The organism is Clostridium sp. BIOML-A1 (assembly GCF_009874105.1).
Classification (GTDB): Bacteria; Bacillota; Clostridia; order Lachnospirales; family Lachnospiraceae; genus Coprococcus.
The window spans coordinates 48,216-66,508 of the sequence record NZ_WWTL01000008.1; the positions used below are offsets into that span (position 1 = coordinate 48,216).

At 42.2% G+C, this 18,293-nt stretch carries 19 protein-coding genes and 1 tRNA gene; 2 read left to right on the plus strand and 18 right to left on the minus strand.

The features are described 5' to 3' along the window. Positions 1-68 precede the first annotated feature (68 nt). The 3 genes from aroB to GT641_RS07800 all read right to left on the minus strand — a co-directional run bounded on the left by aroB (position 69) and on the right by GT641_RS07800 (position 2,834). Entirely contained in the window at positions 69-1,181 is a 1,113-nt protein-coding gene (gene aroB / locus GT641_RS07790) for a 3-dehydroquinate synthase (RefSeq protein ID WP_161117270.1), read from the minus strand. 94 nt (positions 1,182-1,275) lie between these two features. After that, on the minus strand, positions 1,276-2,109 hold the full coding sequence (locus GT641_RS07795; RefSeq protein WP_161117237.1) for a S1-like domain-containing RNA-binding protein: 834 nt from the start codon (positions 2,107-2,109) through the stop codon (positions 1,276-1,278). Then, positions 2,106-2,834: an acyl-ACP thioesterase domain-containing protein gene (locus GT641_RS07800; RefSeq protein WP_008401147.1), complete on the minus strand. Its 729-nt coding sequence runs from the start codon at positions 2,832-2,834 to the stop codon at positions 2,106-2,108. The genes GT641_RS07795 and GT641_RS07800 overlap by 4 nt, the downstream gene beginning before the upstream one ends. 214 nt (positions 2,835-3,048) lie before the next feature. Here GT641_RS07800 and GT641_RS07805 point away from each other — a divergent pair. Beyond that, a tRNA-Gln gene (locus GT641_RS07805) sits at positions 3,049-3,121 on the plus strand. A 447-nt stretch (positions 3,122-3,568) separates the two neighbouring features. Here the strand turns inward: GT641_RS07805 and GT641_RS07810 are convergent. Further along, on the minus strand, positions 3,569-4,420 hold the full coding sequence (locus tag GT641_RS07810; protein ID WP_008401146.1) for an amidohydrolase family protein: 852 nt from the start codon (positions 4,418-4,420) through the stop codon (positions 3,569-3,571). A 284-nt stretch (positions 4,421-4,704) separates the two neighbouring features. Here GT641_RS07810 and GT641_RS07815 point away from each other — a divergent pair, with 284 nt between their 5' ends. Next, complete coding sequence (locus GT641_RS07815) at positions 4,705-5,439, plus strand: N-acetylmuramoyl-L-alanine amidase (RefSeq protein WP_161117238.1); 735 nt, start codon at positions 4,705-4,707, stop codon at positions 5,437-5,439. Positions 5,440-5,665: 226 nt separating this feature from the next. Here GT641_RS07815 and GT641_RS07820 read toward each other — a convergent pair whose 3' ends face one another. From GT641_RS07820 to GT641_RS07885, 14 genes are all read right to left on the minus strand, one after another. After that, positions 5,666-7,936: a glycoside hydrolase family 3 C-terminal domain-containing protein gene (locus tag GT641_RS07820; RefSeq protein ID WP_161117239.1), complete on the minus strand. Its 2,271-nt coding sequence runs from the start codon at positions 7,934-7,936 to the stop codon at positions 5,666-5,668. Positions 7,937-8,074: 138 nt separating this feature from the next. Continuing rightward, positions 8,075-8,635: an NUDIX hydrolase gene (locus GT641_RS07825; RefSeq protein WP_161117240.1), complete on the minus strand. Its 561-nt coding sequence runs from the start codon at positions 8,633-8,635 to the stop codon at positions 8,075-8,077. Positions 8,636-8,729: 94 nt separating this feature from the next. Beyond that, positions 8,730-9,464 (minus strand): GntR family transcriptional regulator, encoded by a 735-nt coding sequence (locus GT641_RS07830; RefSeq protein WP_119962619.1) that lies wholly within the window; start codon positions 9,462-9,464, stop codon positions 8,730-8,732. Then, a complete protein-coding gene (locus GT641_RS07835; protein ID WP_161117241.1) occupies positions 9,454-10,215 on the minus strand; it encodes a GntR family transcriptional regulator in 762 nt (253 codons plus the stop codon). Before GT641_RS07835 ends, GT641_RS07830 begins: the two co-directional genes overlap by 11 nt. 123 nt (positions 10,216-10,338) lie before the next feature. Continuing rightward, positions 10,339-11,958, minus strand: coding sequence for a phosphoenolpyruvate--protein phosphotransferase (ptsP, locus tag GT641_RS07840; protein ID WP_161117242.1), 1,620 nt, complete (start codon positions 11,956-11,958; stop codon positions 10,339-10,341). A gap of 28 nt (positions 11,959-11,986) precedes the next feature. Further along, a complete protein-coding gene (locus GT641_RS07845; RefSeq protein WP_117785315.1) occupies positions 11,987-12,244 on the minus strand; it encodes an HPr family phosphocarrier protein in 258 nt (85 codons plus the stop codon). 18 nt (positions 12,245-12,262) lie between these two features. Beyond that, complete coding sequence (locus tag GT641_RS07850) at positions 12,263-13,276, minus strand: SIS domain-containing protein (protein WP_008401137.1); 1,014 nt, start codon at positions 13,274-13,276, stop codon at positions 12,263-12,265. 22 nt (positions 13,277-13,298) lie between these two features. Next, entirely contained in the window at positions 13,299-13,730 is a 432-nt protein-coding gene (locus GT641_RS07855) for a secondary thiamine-phosphate synthase enzyme YjbQ (protein ID WP_119962616.1), read from the minus strand. After that, positions 13,727-14,587, minus strand: coding sequence for an amidohydrolase family protein (locus GT641_RS07860; protein ID WP_347562871.1), 861 nt, complete (start codon positions 14,585-14,587; stop codon positions 13,727-13,729). Before GT641_RS07860 ends, GT641_RS07855 begins: the two co-directional genes overlap by 4 nt. Positions 14,588-14,605: 18 nt before the next feature. After that, entirely contained in the window at positions 14,606-15,436 is an 831-nt protein-coding gene (locus GT641_RS07865) for a PTS system mannose/fructose/sorbose family transporter subunit IID (RefSeq protein WP_161117243.1), read from the minus strand. Beyond that, positions 15,426-16,220, minus strand: coding sequence for a PTS sugar transporter subunit IIC (locus tag GT641_RS07870; protein ID WP_044945156.1), 795 nt, complete (start codon positions 16,218-16,220; stop codon positions 15,426-15,428). Before GT641_RS07870 ends, GT641_RS07865 begins: the two co-directional genes overlap by 11 nt. Positions 16,221-16,242: 22 nt before the next feature. Then, positions 16,243-16,710, minus strand: coding sequence for a PTS sugar transporter subunit IIB (locus GT641_RS07875; RefSeq protein WP_008401131.1), 468 nt, complete (start codon positions 16,708-16,710; stop codon positions 16,243-16,245). 36 nt (positions 16,711-16,746) lie between these two features. Next, positions 16,747-17,157 carry a PTS mannose transporter subunit IIC gene (locus GT641_RS07880; protein WP_117785312.1) on the minus strand — a complete coding sequence of 137 codons (411 nt, stop codon included), beginning with the start codon at positions 17,155-17,157 and terminating at the stop codon, positions 16,747-16,749. Then, positions 17,154-18,281: an SIS domain-containing protein gene (locus GT641_RS07885; protein WP_161117244.1), complete on the minus strand. Its 1,128-nt coding sequence runs from the start codon at positions 18,279-18,281 to the stop codon at positions 17,154-17,156. Before GT641_RS07885 ends, GT641_RS07880 begins: the two co-directional genes overlap by 4 nt. Positions 18,282-18,293 lie beyond the last annotated feature (12 nt).

The following is an 18,293-nucleotide window of genomic DNA, read 5'->3' on the forward strand; positions in this document are numbered from 1 at the left end:
ATTTTATCGTGTAATTCTACTTCGCATATTCTATGAATTGTGAAAAATCATCCCTTGTAAGCAAATGCCTACATCTCCATAATGATCTCTCTTGCCAGACTCTCCGGTATGGCTTTTGCGTACTGATCACCATCAAATACCTCGATTGCGCCGATTCCATGCTGTAAAACGAAACGCAAATGTCCGTCTCTGACCTTCTTATCGGTATACAGCTTCTTAACCAGAGCGTCACGGTCAATATAATCCGGAATCTCCGTTGGAAGATCTGCCTGCTTCAACATGGCAATCATAGCTGCTTCATCCTCTGCTGTACAGTAGCCAAAATGTTCTGCCATCTTCACCTCTGCAACCAGACCGATCGCAACGGCCTCTCCATGCAACAGCTTATAATCACTGACTGTCTCGATGGCTCTTCCAACCGTATGTCCAAGGTTCAAGACCTCACGCAAGCCGCTTTCCCGCTCGTCCTTCATAACGACCTGATATTTGATCTCGCAGTTCTTCTCCGCGATATGTCTGCATACCTCATCCTTTACTGCAAGCACATCTTTGATATGCTCTGACAGATAATCGAAGAATTCCCTGTCTGCAAGGCAGGCATGCTTGATCGTCTCTGCAAGACCTGAAGATAACTGCCGCTGTGGAAGTGTCTTCCATGTTGCGATATCCAGATATACCTTCTGCGGCTGATTAAACAGTCCGATCAGATTGGTTGCAAGCGGTGTATCGACCGCTGTCTTTCCTCCCACAGATGCATCCGCTGCCGCAAGTAATGTCGTTGCATAATTGATAAATGGAATTCCTCTACCATAGGTTCCGGCTACAAATCCTGCAAGGTCTGTTACCACGCCACCGCCAACGGCGATAATGCAGCAATCTCTCCGATATCCCTTTGCAAGCATGGTATCTTCTACATACTCCTTTGTCGCTCTGGTCTTGCTCAGTTCTCCTGCCGGAAAACTTATAAGATCTGTCTTGTATCCTGCTTCTTCAAGCATCTTATAAATCTTGTCCGCATATAGCTCTTTTACATTACTGTCTGTGACTACTACGAATTTGGATATTTTTCCAACCAGACCAGCCTTCAGATCATCGATCAGCTTCTGTTCCAACTCATATCCGATCTCGATCTCATAGCTGTCGTCTACTACTTTTTTTAATTCAACCTTGAAATTACTCATATTCATCCTTTCATTTCCTGGTACTTTTCAGCCATATAACATGCATAGCTGTCTTTTTGGTTCTCCTGAACATTCCTGCTCATTTATGAATCCGTTATTTGATGATAATGTTTTTCTCTGTGATCTGAATCTTACCCTCTTTTAACAAATGTCCGACCGCACGCTTAAATGCATTCTTGCTGAGTCCGAACTCTTTCTCGATCACTTCTTTATCTGCCTTGTCATTAAATGGTAAAGTTCCTCCATAGCTTTCGATGATATTGTATACCATCTCGCTGTCATTGTTGATCTGCTCACGGATCGGCTTCTGTAAACTCAGATTGAGTTTGCCGTCTTCTCTGACATTTGCCACACGGGCTTCTACTGTCTCACCCACATTGATCCGGGAATGGATCTCCTTCATCGGAATCAGGGCTGAATAACGATTATCAACCGCAACAAAGGCTCCAAGATTCTGATTAAATTCAAATACCGTTCCGCTTACCGCATCTCCTGCCTTATATGGGGACTGTGTCTCCAGATAGGCATATACTTTCATGCTGACGCACAAACGCTTGGAACGATCCTCATACATCCGGACCAGATACGACTGACCTTCCCTTACCTTGCTTGTCTGCTCTTTAAAAGGAAGCAGGATATCTTTTTCCAGTCCCCAGTCCATAAATGCACCGATGCCTGTCACATTGACACATTTTAATACTGCAAGTTCTCCCATCGTTATGATCGGATGATTTGTTGTTGCGATCAGACGATCTGCGGAATCACGATAAATAAATACATCTAACTGATCTCCCATTCTTGTTCCCGCAGGTACCTGTTTCTTCGGAAGCAGAACTTCCTCGTCATCGTATTTTTTCTCGGCAAGGTAAATGCCGAAATCTTTCTCTTTTACAACCTCTAAATGGTTCCATTCGCCAATCTTGATCATGCTGTCTGTCTCCCCGTTCTCTTTGTTTTAAATTCTACTATACATCTGGTCTGATCTTCCTCATCTGCAAATACAAACTGTATCAGATCATCTCTTTCTGCTTTCTTTATTACGATACATTCATCTTTTACAAACTGCCGCTTATACTCGCTTCTGATCTGACAGATCATGTCATCCGAATCGATATATTCCAACGCCAGCGCAATATATGCTTCATTATTCATGTGGTTATTCGAATCAATCTGATAAGGCAGAACAACCCTTCTGTCTGTCTCTTCCATGCCTTCGATCAGCCGGATCTTTCTCGGAGCATATTCCATCGGAAGCTTTTCTGCAAGAGGATATGCTTCTCCTACTTCAGGCTCAATTCTTACAGGACGAAGCGTATCAGTATCAATATAACTCCACTGAGAAGCTGCCTGTACAATATTCGCTCCATTCTCATCCCGAATAACTATATTACGATATCCCATGGAACCTTTAAAATCATATGCCCAGGTTCCAACCCTGATCTTCTCCTGTAACACCGGATACCGCTCCACATCGATCTGCCATGAGATCAGAAACCATGCCCGGTTATGGTCCTTCAGATATTCAATTCCAATTCCTGCCTGTTCTGAATCAAAGATCGCACAATCCTGAAAGTAATTTGCTATCGTTGCCGCATTTGCTTCCGGTCTTCCATGCGTTTCGCTGTATCTTACGATCGCATCAAAACTGTACATATGTATTCTCCATTTCCTATTATAATGTCATCTCCACAAGTGCTCCCATTATACAACAGCCGGGCTATTATTTCTACCTGGATTTTCTATTTCCATTGATTTTTATTCTCAAATTTTACGTATACATTGCGTATAAATAACTTTTTGTAATTTTTTTAAAAAAGTGCTTGCTTTTTTCAAACTGTTATAATATAATATCATCTGTTGACAGCAATGGGCTATCGCCAAATGGTAAGGCACTGGACTCTGACTCCAGCATTTTCAAGGTTCGAATCCTTGTAGCCCAGCTCTTAAGAACCAGATGTGATCTGGTTCTTTTTTTGTTATGGCGACGAGTCAAGTGCGGCATGCTTGCATGGCTGCATTTGACGACCGCTAATCATTGAGTCGTTAGACGAGAGGAACCTGATTGCACAAAATTGTTTTCAATTTGACGACCGCTAATCATCGAGTCGTTAGACGAGAGGTACCTGATTGCAATTAAAGGGAAAGGGACCGCCGTCTTACAGGCAGTCCCTTGTATTTATGAATATTTTTTTGTGAAAAAAACAACAACTTAAATTTCGGATGTCTTAGGAGCTATCTTCTCTCCCTTTCTTATTGTAACAAAATTGTAACACATTTTTAATTTTTGTGCAATGTCCATTTTTACTAATTTATCGGGAATTTATTTTACTTTTATGTATGAATCCTCTAATGCTTTCAAATATATTGTATATTTCATTTTATATTTTCTATTCTGCATCCGGCAGTCCCAAAAGCTGCAATGCATTTTCTCCAAGGATCTTTTTCTTGTCTTCATCTGATAACGGAAGTGCCTGTATGTCCTTTATGGCTCGCTTCTGATCTGTCCACGGACTGTCTGTTCCAAATACGATCCGGTCTGCTCCATGTGCTCTGATCAGTTTCAGGAACATCTCCTCCGATGCCAGCTTCCAACGATGTTCAGCACCCGAAAGCCATGCAATCTCTCCATAAGAAAATGCTGTATCCATATATACATTTCTTCCGCACAGCTTAGCAAGTACCTCGTCCCAGAGATTCCAGCCACCCATATGTGCAAGAACGAGCCGCTCCGGCTGAACCTCATCTAATACTTCACACACCATGTCCGGTGTACAATGTGTTACAGAGGGAAGTCCGATATCTACTCCGGCATGAACCACAACGACCAAACCAAGCTCTGTTGCATAACTGATGATCCGTTTATAACGGATATCATTGAACATGGCATCCTGATAATCCGGATGCAGCTTAATTCCCTTTAATCCGGCAGACTTGATACCATTTAAAATCTCTTTATAGTTATCATTTCCGGGATGGATTCCGCCAAATGACCAGACGCCACTACCCGTAAACTGGGCTGTTACTGTCTTTGCCACGGCATTGATCCGCTCCACCTGATGTGGTGCAGTTACAACAGGAAGGACAACAGAGATATCAACACCGCTTTGCGTCATTGAATGCTGCAAGCCTGCAAGTGTACCATCTGATGCCGGCTTTGTCTTTGATCTACTTACTAACAGTTCAAGTGTCTTTGAAGCTATTTTATCCGGATATGTGTGAGTATGAAAATCTACGATCATCTTTTATTCCTTTTCTTATCTTCTCCCTGCCACCCTGTATTTAGGGTAACACCCACGTTTTCATTTGACAATATTAAATTTTTCAGAAAATTATTAATTTCTTTCGCACTTTTCTATATAAAATGCCAAATTATATCGCCTGCCGGTTCCATGTTACACCGCATTTCACCGATATATGTAAATATTAAATCTTTTCTATCGTATTGAAAATCCGATCATTTTAGAGTATCTTAGTTGAGAATAAACTAGAAACAGAAAGGGCTGCTCCGGCAGTTTTATACATTATGGCTGGAAAAACAAAAAAGAAACTGACCGTTACACAGATGCGGTCTGTCATAAAATTCCTGATCGGTGTTAACATCGTCCTGCTCATCGCCGTTATCGTTCTGTCCGTCCTGTTGGCGGTCAGTCGGTCAAAAAGCAGCAAGGATGCTGTCTCGATCATAAAACCGGACGGAAAATACACAGTCTGTCTGGATCCGGGACATGGCGGTTCCGACATCGGGGCAACCGGAATTAATAATATTCATGAAAAAGACGGAAACCTGAAGCTTTCCTTAAAGGTTGCAAAACTATTAAAGAAAAACGGAGTAAAAGTTGTCATGACGCGTGATGATGATTCTACCGTTTCTTCCGAAGAACGTGCTACGATTGCAAATGACTGCGACGCTGATCTCTATCTGGCACTCCACAGGAACTACGCAGCAAATCCTGAGGCCTGTGGTGTAGAAGCATGGATCTACAGCTCCGGTTCCGAAAAGAACCATGCGATCGCAGAAACCATCCTGTCCAATCTGGAAAAGGTCGGAATCTCCGATAACCGTGGTGTCCGTACCGGAACACAGTTTGACAGTGACAACGATTACATCGTTATCAAACAGACAAATATGACAAGTCTGATCATCGAGATGGGCTTTATCAGCAACGAAAAAGACGTAGAGCTTTACGATGATAACATGGACGATTACGCTGCCGCGATCGCAAACGGCATAATAGAATGGCTCAACGAATATCAATAAAACAATATGTATATAAAAGCCGGTATGAACAATCTGCCTGCCGGTACTATGAACATCACGTTTGCCTGCCTTCTTTCATGCAATTTTATATGCATATGTCTCCGCTGCGATAAAGTCGTTTGCAGCTCCGACATAGCACAAAATTGCATAAAAATCAGTCGGCCGCTCTATGGATGTTTCATAGCACCGGCAGACAGACCGTTCATACCGGCATTTTATCTATTAATTATTTTATTGTTATGGTTGTTACCGACCGAATATCAGAAACAGAACTTCCGATATAGATCGTATAACTTCCTGCTATGACCTTCCACGCATCCGTCTTATCATCAAAATGACGGAATGCATCGGCTGTCAATTCAAATTCCGCATACTTTGTTTCTCCCGGTGCAAGTGATAACTTGCAGAAGCCCTTCAACTCCTTCACAGGATTCTCCGGACTTACTTCCGTTTCTCCGACATACAGCTCTACCGTCTCTTTTCCGGCAAGCTTTCCGGTATTTGTTACCGGGATCTGTACCTTGAATGTCTGACCATCCGACTCTTTTACCTGCATATCCCCATAGGAAAATGCCGTATAAGATAATCCATGGCCAAATGGGAACTGTACCGGGATCTGATATTTGTCATAATACCGATATCCGACAAATACACCTTCTCTGTATGTCTCCGTCAATTTCGCATTCATTCTTTCATGCTCTTCTTCCGTTAAGGTTCTTCCGGGGAAATCTCCAAAAACCATCGCCGGTATCTGATCAAGAGATTTCGGCATGGTCATCACAAGTTTACCGGATGGATTAACTTCACCAAACAGGATTTCACCGAGTGCTCTGCCACCTTCCATTCCTGCATAACTCATCCATACAATCGACTTTGCATCATCAATCCATGCACTCATATCGACCGGATTTCCCGCCATCATGACAATGATCATATTCGGATTCACTTTTAAAAGTTCCGTGATCAGTTCATCCTGATGATATGGAAGCTTCAGATCCGGTCTGTCGTATCCTTCTTCATCTGTATCATGATTTAAACCGCCAACAAAGATCACATCATCATATTCAGAAGCAAGTGCAACCGCCTCTTCACGAAGTGCCTTCTGGATCTTCTGTCCTTCCGGATCATTTCCTTCATAAGCCCCCTGCTCCGATGCCAGTTCATCCAGACTTACCTCCTGCCAGTTCAGTACCTGCTGTCTGTTCTTATCCGGCACATAATAACCTTCTGCATAGGTCACTTCGCAATTACCGCCAAGCTCCATCTTAATACCAAGCAGTGGATTGATCTCATAAAGTGCCGCAATCTCCGCACTTCCGCCACCATTTGAATGAAGCTTTGTTGCATTATGTCCGATCACCAGAAGCCGATGTGTCTTCTCAGGTGCTAGCGGCAGTCTCTGTTCTTCATTCTTTAACAGTACAATTGATTCTCTGGCTGTCTCTAACACTGCATCCTGATGTGCTGAAGTATCATAACTTCCTTTCTTCCGGCTCCGGTCACGAACCGCATAGACAGCCGGCTTCTGTTCCGTGCAGCCAGCGGATATAGCCGTCTGTTCATTGTCCCCACTTTCGACTTCTACAATATCTATCATCTTGACACGAAGCATGAATCGGAGAATACTCTTTACTTTTTCATCAACTCTTTCCTCTTCGATCTCACCATTTCTTACCGCATTTAACAATGGATCTGCCATGCAGTATTCATCGAAGTTTGCATAGATTGACATCTCTACATCGATCGGGCTTTCTGCTGCGGCCTTTGTATCGTGGATGCCACCCCAATCCGAAACGATCAGGCCGTCATAATTCCATTCTTTCCGCAGTATCTCACCGAGCAGTTCATTATTTTCACAGCAATGAACCCCACGGAACAGATTATAAGCACCCATAATAGATCTTACCTTTGCTTTCTTTACTGCTGCTTCAAATGCAGGCAAGTATATCTCACGGAGCGTTCGTTCATCGATCTCGACATTCACCCAGTTCCGCTCTGTTTCCTGATTATTAACAGCAAAATGTTTCACACAGGCACCCACATCAGAACTCTCGATCCCTTCGATCACCGGAACCGCCATCTCTGATATCAGATATGGATCTTCACTGAAATACTCAAAATTTCTTCCACAAAGTGGCGTCCGCATGACATTGACACCCGGCGCAAGTATGATATCCTTGCCACGTCCTCTGGCTTCCTCTCCAAGTACCGTTCCTGATTTTCCTGCCAGTTCCCGGTTCCAGGTTGCAGCGATCGCACTGTTACTCGGACAATATGTAACTCCATCATCATTATGTCCGGCTCTGCCCCAGTTATCATTAAAGAATTCGAACCGCACCCCTGTCGGGCCGTCCGACATCACGATTGGGGGGATTCCAAGTCTTTCTACTGCCCCGGTGCGGAACAGACCCGCACCATGGATCATCTTTATTTTCTCTTCTAATGTCAGTTCATTTACTAACTGATCGATCTTTCTTTCATAATCTTTGTGAAACATCGTATTTTTCCTTTCTGTCCAGATATTTACAACCCTTATCTGCAAACGATACGGTTGCTGCAGACTGTAAGAACCGTTGTGCCGGCTTTCACTTCAAGTTTCGTCCCTTGTGCTCCTCTAGATTCTACTTTTTATCCTCTATTCTCTGCTCCACACATAGCAGTATGCCTGTGTTCTCGCTGCAAATTTCGCTTTCTTAAGAAGTTCTCTGACTTCTGCCTTTGTATACCAGTCGGCTTCGATCTCTTCTAATGTAGAGGTACTCTTATGGAACTCTCCCCGTGCCTTTCCAACAACGCAGACATTTGTTTCATTTGAAAAACCGACCGCACTGTAGCTGGTTCCGATGAAATCATCGATCTCATATAATTCCAGCCCTGTCTCCTCACGAAGCTCACGCTTCGCACTCTCCTGCGGCGTCTCACCCGGATCGATCAGACCTGCCGGGAAGTTATATACCCATTCTCCCGGCGCAAGACGGAATTCCTTATCGATCAGTATCTTCTCGCCGGTCTCATCCGTAGCAATGATCACAACTGCATCTGCCATTTTGCCATGCAGTCCTTCAAAATCCGTAATGTCACCATTCCGGCTGATCATCTCATATACCTTCTTCTGATGATCCACTGTCTCATATGTTATATCATAGCGGGTAATAAATTTACCTTCGCATTTCTTTTCTACTTTTTTGAATTGCATTTTCAAATAACACCTTTCAAGTACTAATATTATAAACCGAAGCCGGCATAACAAGATCCATATGATCCGTAACAGAAGCGCTTATGTCTTTCCTTTAAGGAACCTCAACATCAAATCGGAATTTTGTATAAGCAGGATTCAGATAACTCATGGTAAACTCTACAATATTATAATCTGCATCCGCACCCTGATAATCGATCTTATAAATCGCAGTTCCACGTTCCACCTGCAGCAGCTCTGCGAGCCGTTCATTTGCCTCACATATGACCAGCTTCTGTACAAAATGGCATGGCATATGTCCTTTTGCTTCCATATAATCATATAAAGACACTTTGGCGAAATCAAATTCATCCAAATCATCAAAATATTTTATCGGTACATATGTATACTCCACTGCAAATGGTATATCACCCTCTGATCGTACCCGGTAAATTCCATATATCATCTCATCATCCGAAATTCCAAGCTTATATCCCAGATATTTACTTCCTGTGATCTCACCGGTTCCGAGAAGGCGGTTTTTTACCTCCATTCCACCCTTACGGAGCGTCGCTGTGATGCCGGTATTTCCTGCTTCATTTGAATTATCCAGATCGATCTTTTTCTTATCTCTTTGTGCAACATACGTTCCGGAACCCGGTTTACAAACCAGATATCCTTCTTCTACAAGCTTACTGATCGCACGTTTTACGGTCATACGGTTCACACCATAGGCTTCCGCCATTTTTCTCTCACTTGGTATTGCTTCACCCGGCAGATATTTTTTTTCATCTATTTTCTTGATAATAGAATCCTGTAATTGAATATATAATGGCATTCTATAATCCATGGAGCACCTCCTCCATCTTTTGCTTAATGACAGGATCTTCTTTTTCAAATGCGACCCATTCTTTATTGATCACCGATTGCAGATATTCCAGAACCTCACCTTTCTCGTCATATGTGATTCCCTCTTTTTTTACAAGAGCAGTCAGCTTGTCAACATTCAAGGCTTTGGCTTCATTTTCATCAGCATATACAATTCCGATTGTTAATTCCTGTTTTTTGGGAATATGATGATATTCCTGAATCAAAATATCAAATAACGAATTATCTTCCAGATCAAACCGCATCAGCTTAGGAGCCTTGCTTTCCGGTATATATGAATATTCTATGGTGATCGGAACAGCCCTGTCTTCTTCTACGACCATACGGATACGGGTAATTTTGAATAACGGAGTTCCTAACGGAAGCTTAATACTTTTATTCAGTTCCTTATCTACTTCCACACGCTCAAACGCCAACAGTCTGCTTCTTGTTTGTGCCCCCATCTTTTCCAGTTTTTCACTGAATGATCGAATTCGGTCAAGATTGGATATCATTCTTCTGTGGGCTATGTAGTTGCCGCTCCGTTCCCTGCATTCTATGATCCCTTCATCCTCTAATAATTTATATGCAGATCTGACGGTAGCTCTCTGTACCCCAAACTGTTCAGCCAGATCCCGTTCAGATGGGAGTTTTTCTCCTTCTTTCAGTTTATTTTTCATAAAGTAAAATTTTAATTCATACGCAATAAGCTCATCTTTATTCATCAATTTCATGGCAAACTCCCTCCTGTACTCTATTAAGTATAGCAACTTTTCCAAACGCAAACAAGCAGGAAATGTCAGTTTATAAGACCAAAAACAGACCCGTACATGTGCGGATCTGTCTCTGTATACTTTTTATAACTCTCTTATTTTTTTCCTTAACGGAAGTATCATACCCGGTGCAACTGATAACTCATCAATGTTCATCTGTAAAAACCTTTCTGTCAGACTTAGATCGGCTGCAAGTTCACCGCATATTCCAATCCACTTTCCTTCTGCATGAGCATTCTCTGCTGCCATTTGGATCATAGATAACACCGCCGGATGGTGTGAATCATAGAAGGAATCCAGATTCCGGTTCTGACGATCAATTGCCAGAGTGTACTGCGTCAGATCATTTGTTCCGACACTAAAGAAATCCACTTCCTTTGCCAGCTCTCTGCTGATCATAACCGCAGCCGGAGTCTCAATCATTATACCTGTTTCAATCTGATCGGAAAATGCTATTCCATCTGCACGAAGTCCGGTCTTCACCTCGTCCATTATCTCTTTAATACGACGAACCTCTGATACCGAAATGATCATCGGAAACATGATCGCAATCTGGCCATACGCGGATGCTCTGAAAATAGCTCTAAGCTGGGTCTTAAATAATTCGGGTCTGGTCAGACATATCCTGATCGCACGGAACCCCATTGCCGGATTATCCTCTTTTTCCAGATTAAAATATCCAACCTGTTTATCTGCTCCGATATCCAACGTACGGATGATCACCCTTTTTCCGGCCATCATTTCCGCTACCTGTCTATAAGCTGCAAACTGCTGTTCCTCTGTTGGATAAGTTTCATTTTCCAGATATAAGAATTCGCTTCTGAATAACCCGATACCACCGGCATCATTTCGGAGTGCCGCTCCTACATCTGATACATTGGCAATATTGGCATAAAGGTTAATCTTCTGCCCGGATCTGGTTACATTTTCTTTGCCCTTCAATGTCTCCAGAAGCTCACGCTGTTCCTGTTCGACAGCTTGCTTTTTTCTCATGGCAACAAGGATTTCTTCATCCGGATCAATATAGATCTTTCCTTCCTGACCGTCTACGATTGCAAGTCTTCCGTCATATTTCGGTGTTAATGTATCACCGATTCCTATAACAGCCGGAATATTCATGGTTCTGGCAAGAATCGCTGTATGGGAATTTGCCGAGCCTTCCACTGTAATAAATGCCAGCACCTTATCTTTATCAAGCTGAACAGTCTCGCTTGGTGCCAGATCATCTGCCGCGATGATTACCTGCTCCGTCATTTCAAATGAAGCATTCTGTTTTTTTGCAAACTGGGAAAGGAGCCTGTTCGATACATCCTTTACATCTGCTGCCCTTCCCTGCATATAGGCATCATCCATCGCTTCAAAGATTGCTGCATAATTATCAGATGTGACACCTATTGCATATTCAGCATTTACCTTTTGTGTATTTATAATATTCTCTACAGAATCATTATAATCCGGATCCTCAAGCATTAACTGATGTGCTTCAAAGATCATGGCATTTGCTTCTCCCACATCAGTAAGTGCCTTGTCATATAACTGCTGCAATTCAGAAAGTGCTTTTTCCTTTGCAGTCCGGAAGCGGCGTATTTCCGCCTCCGGATCATCGACATGACGTCGTTTTATCTGGATTTCGTTCCTTTTAAAGAATTGTATCTTCCCGATAGCAACTCCGCCAAATACACTTTTACCCTGTAATATTACCATATTGTCACCTCTTTAAAATCCGATCCTTTTACAGATGTTCCTGAACGAACGCTTTCAGGTTTGCTGCATCTTCTGCCTCGTTTTCACCTTCTACTTTTATCAGGATCTCCTGACCTTTTTTTGCTCCCAGACTCATAACTGCCATAACTCCTTTTGCGTTTACGGTTCTGGATCCAAATGTTACGGATACTGTGCTCTTACATTTTGCAGCAGCCATAACAAACTGTGAAGCCGGTCTGGCATGAAGTCCCTGCTCATCTGTAATTACATATGTGAATTCAACCATAATAACCGCCTGACCTTTTTAATATTCAAACTGACGATAGTAACGTCTGAATTCCAGACTATGTCCTGTATTCTGCTCATAATGAATAGCAAGTCGTTCTGTTAATATCGCGGTAATGATCATCGGAGAGCAGATTACACGGAACTCATCATCGATACCATCCAGAATGTAATCCTTGGTATCAATAATAACAGCTTTCTTTGTATGTTCTTTTACAAATCGTTCTACTCTTTCATCTAATGGTCGATATTCGTCCTCACCTTTTATTACAAATACCGGAACTCTGTCATCAACTAACTCCAATGGTCCATGGAAGAAATCAGCAGATGAAACAGTCTTTGTACGAACCCACTGCATCTCCTCTAAGATACACATTGTAAAGAGATAGGTCTCACCCCAAAGGACACCGGAGCCTGTAAACATTGTATATGGTTCATGTGCATATGTCTTTGCGATCTCGATCGCTCTTGGCTCAAATTTTTCTCTTACCGCAAGGAGATCCTTAAACAGATTTTCCATCTGATCTGCCCATCTGTCATAATGTGGAAATTCTCCTCTGTTCTTTAAGATACGGAGCATTACAAAATAGTATAATAAGTAAGAATGCTCACAGTCACCACATGCATTATAAATCGGGTCTGTCAGCAGATTTGCTAAAGGAGTTGTCTCATCCTTTGTAAATCCATATACATTGATTCCCTGATCCTTACAATATTTTACTGCCTTCAAGATCTCCATAGTATTGCCTGATGCAGAAGAGGTAAATACAAGAGTCTTATCTGTAATATGTTTTTTATTTTTTACCAGAAACTCACCTGCATTTTCAAGATAGATTGGAAGATCTGTATATTTCTTGGCTACTTCTACAACCGGATACCATTCTGCCCATGTTCCACCGATACCAATCATACATACGCTGTCATATTCCTTTGCCGTGATCCGGTCAATCAATGCCTCAACCTCTCCTCTTAATGAGTATGTCTTTGCTCCGTCCTTTAAATATTTCTCTGCGTCAAATTTTTTTAATGCCATAGTTCTTTCCTCCTGTTATTTTTTATTCCCCTATAATAGTTATATAAATTGTTCTATATTGCGGTCCATCATATTCACACAGATATATGTCCTGTGCACTTCCACTTTTCAGCTTTCCATCTATAACCGGGAATACACAATGATTTCCGGTCAGATGGGCTTTTAAATGTCCGGTCGGATTGCCTGCCATCGCACCGTAGGTATCTAACAGCCTTCCATGGGCATATTCTCCGTCCTCAGGAACAAGTCTTTCCATCAGATGCCCAATATCATATTCCAGGCACTCCAGTCCTTCATTAACTGCAATTCCTGTTGTCGTATGTGCTGTTATAACATATACAACACCATTTCTGATTTTGCTTTTTTCTACAACCTGCCTGATATCATCTGTAATTTTCACCAGACAGTTATATTCTTTTGTCAGCACCTCTATACTGCTATGTGTTACCATCATACCTCCAATCCCAGAAACTCAATCGCGTTCTGTCCAAATATCAGATCCTTGGTAGATTCTCTTATATCCATAGCTTCTATAGCCTTTTTCATTCTCCGCATCTCTAACCGCGGATCATCAGAGCCAAACATGATCTGATGTCTGAAGCTTCGATCGATCCAGTGCGGTCCCATATCCACTTCGAATACCTTGTGATAAAACTCCGGGGCTGTATCAAAATACAGGAATGCTGTATCCGCATAAACATTTCTGTATTTGAGCATCAGCATACAAGTTTCCTGCACCCATGGCCATCCGCAATGTGCAAGACAGATTCGAAGCTTTGGATGTCTGTATGCTGTTTCTTCAAACTCAACCGGCCTCGCATATTTAGATAAGGTATCCGGCTCTACCGACATTCCGCAATGAAACACGATCGGTTTATTATACTTCTCGCATATCTGATATATCGGCTCCATGTATTCATCTCCCGGATAGAACTTCTGCTTTGACGGATGAAGCTTCAGGCCTGCCAGATGATACTCTGCAAATGCTGTTTCAAGTATCTCTGTCGCATCCGGCCTGTGAGGATCTACACTGGCAAATCCGATAAAACGATCCGGATATGTTGCTGTCAATTCCTTTATCTGGTCATTTGTTCCTAGTATGCCTCCATATTCCGTAGTCAGATCCAGTGGAAGCAAAACCGCTTTATCCACTCCGGAACAATCCATCAAGGTTAACAGTGCATCAACCGGGATCTGATCCGTCTTGTATAAGCCATACATCTTTTTTGCAAATTCATTCTGATATTCCGTTTTGCATACCGGCTCTAAAAATGCAGGATGTACATGCATATCAATTACTATTTTTTTCACCTTACTACTACCTCCTTTTTAACCAAGGAAGCCAAAGAATGCTCCTGCTATTCCAAGTACAAGCATGATCAACATAATAAGCAACGGATTAACCTTCTTCTTCAATAACCAGTAAGTAACTCCAAATAGCAACAGCACCGGAAGGCCCGGGACAATGCCATTTAACAGATCCTGAATTGTACTTGCTTCTTCGCCGCTTCCGATCTTCGTTACAAAATTAATCGACGTCATATCCATCGTCATGCCGCCAACTACCATGATACCCATGATAGAGGCTACTTCCATAACTACCTTCATCAAACCGGATTCAACAATCTTTGCCATGGATTCACGACCCATTTTATATCCAAGGAATACTCCAAACCATCTGCAGAGATATGCCGGAATGTTAAAGATCAAAAGGAAGAGAATAGGTCCGAGAATGTTCCCCTGCAAGGCAAGTGAACATCCGATTCCTGTTGCGATTACCTTGATCGTGCCCCAGAACAGAGAATCGCCGATTCCTGCTATAGGTCCCATTAATGCTGTTTTTACTGCGCCAATCGAATCTGTATCAAAATCTGCATCCTGTGCATTTTCCTCTTCCATTGCGGCTGTGATACCCATCTGAAATGTTGCAAGATAATGGCTGGTCTGATATAACGTCAGATGACGCTTCATAGCAGCTGCCAGATCCTTCTTATCCGGATACAGTTTCTTTAAAACCGGATACATGGAAAAACAAAATCCTACATTTCCCATTCGTTCATAATTCCATGTATGTTCATATGTGATCTCTCTTAAAAACACCTTTGTGAGATCTTTTTTCGTAACTACCTTATCGTAGTCTGCATGTATCTTAGAACTCATCAAAATCACCTCCGTTATCTGCGTTTTCAACTACCGGTACTTCCCCCTGTTGCTTGTCTCCGAATATGCCGAATGTTACTCCGATTATCACAATAAGTACGGCAAAAATCGCAACTCCTGTTGTGGATATTCCAAGGTATGATACCAGGAAAAAGCCAAGGAAGAAAAATGGTGCAACCTTGCGATTCATCATCTGCTGTGCAAGCATTGCAAAACCAAGTGCAGGAAGCAGTGCTGCTGTTATATCCATACCGGACTGAACAAATTCAGGTATTTTACCAAGAAGTGCTGTTACTGCATCACTGCCAAAATAAAATGCAAGTGGGATGCAGACAATACCAAAAAGATTCTGAAGATATCCTGCGATCAGATAATCTCTGTTAAATGCCCGTATATTACCTTTTTCAGCATCACGGTCACATTTGTGGATCATAACAAGCATCAACGGCTGGCAGATACCGGTATTTGCCGCAAGCATTACGGTTGCGATCGGAATACCAAGTACTAAAGCTGTTTCCGCTCCGGCTCCTGACTGAATCGCAAGTGAAACACCGAGCACAGTGCCTGCGATCAGATCCGGCGGATTATATGCACCGATCGATACGGCTCCTACAAGTGCAAGTTCCATAGTTGCACCCATAATAATACCGGCCGGAAGGTTTCCCATTACCAGACCTACTAACGGTCCAAGAACGATCGGCCGCTGCAGGCAGCTTGTACCAAGCAGCCATTCTGAATAACCAAGCAGGCCGATCAGAAAAATAAGTATTGTTTTTAATATCATAATCTGTCCCTCCATTCATCCGTTAAAACAGCGATTTGCATTTAATTACTTTATCAGCCGGGATCATCTGAATAAATACATCAACGCCATCATCAACCATCTCTTTTACCAGAGCCAGCTCGGCTGCATCCATATATGCGCTTCTACCATATAATTTTGCATTTTCATGGTATGCAATGTTGCCGATATTTAATGTCTTTTCTCCTGTAGCTTCAATGATTGCTTTGGCTATTTCTACCGTTTCACAGATGATAAATAATTTATATTTATCAGTTACCCCGCTTTTCAATGCCTCTACAGCTTCCGCTGTATTTTTTACTACAACCTTTGTTCCGGATGGTTTCGCCATCTTTAGTGCGTTTAATCTCAGCGGATCATTTTTAACCGTGTCACTTACCAGCAGCAGGCAATCTGCCCCTAATGATGCTGTCCATGATACTGCTACCTGTCCATGTAAGAGACGATAATCAACGCGAATTGATTTAATCATATAAACCTTCTCCTTTCTTTTCTGTCAATACACAGATTAAAAATCTTCATCATCATACGTTGCATTTACTGTATTACAATAAACCATCATATCTTTAGCCTCTGCAACCGCACTTTCAATTACAGATGCCGTATCCTGATCCTCTGCACTCAGCAGGATACCGATCACTGCAGCCAGATTCACACCGGCAACAACATGTATCCTTGGATCAGACAATAATGCGGATGCATTATTATTCACACTTCCGCCTAAAAGATCTGTCATTATCACAATCTCTGCCTCTGAATTCGCTTCAACAATTCTCTTTAATTCCGGAAGCGGATCCGGGCATTCATCTGTATAAGCATTGATACAGGTCAGATTTTCCTGTGTACCTGCCAGCATTTCAATCGTTGTCAACATTCCTTCGGCCATCTTTCCGTGTGTTGCTAAGACATATTTTCTCATCCGTTCTCCTCCCTTCTGCTCCTTTCAAGCTTTTCTTTCATAATCCTGTCATAGTCTTCTGTTTTTGGCGAAACAGCCTGTTCCATCTGGGAAAACAGCGGATGACAAGTAAAATTATTTTTTTCTTTTGTTACATGAGCCGCTATATATTGAAACAATGCAGCTGTATATAACGGTGTGATCTCTGCCGGAAGCCGGCATGGTATCCGAATCTGTCCATCTCGTTTATCGTGAACCTGATCCGTAATCACATAGCAACGTTCCGTGATCAACGATGTTGCTTTATAAATATCATACAGTCGATCAGAGGTTTTACCACAGTCTATAAAGAAAACCGAATAATCCGGAGTTAGCTGCATATCCGGTCCATGTATAAATTCTTCGCTCTCATAATATACCGTCGAGACTTTCAGAGTTTCCTGAAATTTCAACGCTCCCTCTCTGACCGTTGCCAGATTGGCTCCATCGCCGACCAGTATTGCTTTTTCCATACACAACAGATCCTGATATCGTTTTTGTACCAATTCTTTCGCCTGTATCAGGCAAAGCTCCTGCATTTCACAAGCTTTCCGGATCTGGCTTACTGCAGTTTCATATTCCTGATCACTGATTTCTTTTTTTTGAAAACCTATCTCCAGTATCATAAGCATCAGGAACTCGATCAAAGTAGAATATCCAAGAGTTACATAATCAATCGTTTCATTCCCAACTCCATACTCCACAAGACGATCTGTGTATCTGCTTGCACTGCCATTCTCATTCCCTGTTAACAAAACAAATGGTTGATGCTCTTTATCCAGCTCCTTCATAATTTCAATTATGTTTGTACTGCATCCACTCTGGGATATTAAAATCGTAAACCGGTTCTTTTCTCTCTCCCGGTAAACATCCAGATATTCCACTGTACTTAATACACTGATATCAAATTTACTGTATTTTAAAAGAAATGGTCGAGCTGCATATGCTGCATTCAGGGACGATCCGGATGCGATCAGACATATATCTTCTTTGTCCTGATCCAGATACCAGTCGCATATCTTTTGGGTAAGAGACTTTCTTTTATCAAGATTATCTTTCATGATACGACCGGAAACCTGAATATAATATTCCATATCCTTCTCCATTTTCATCTCCTT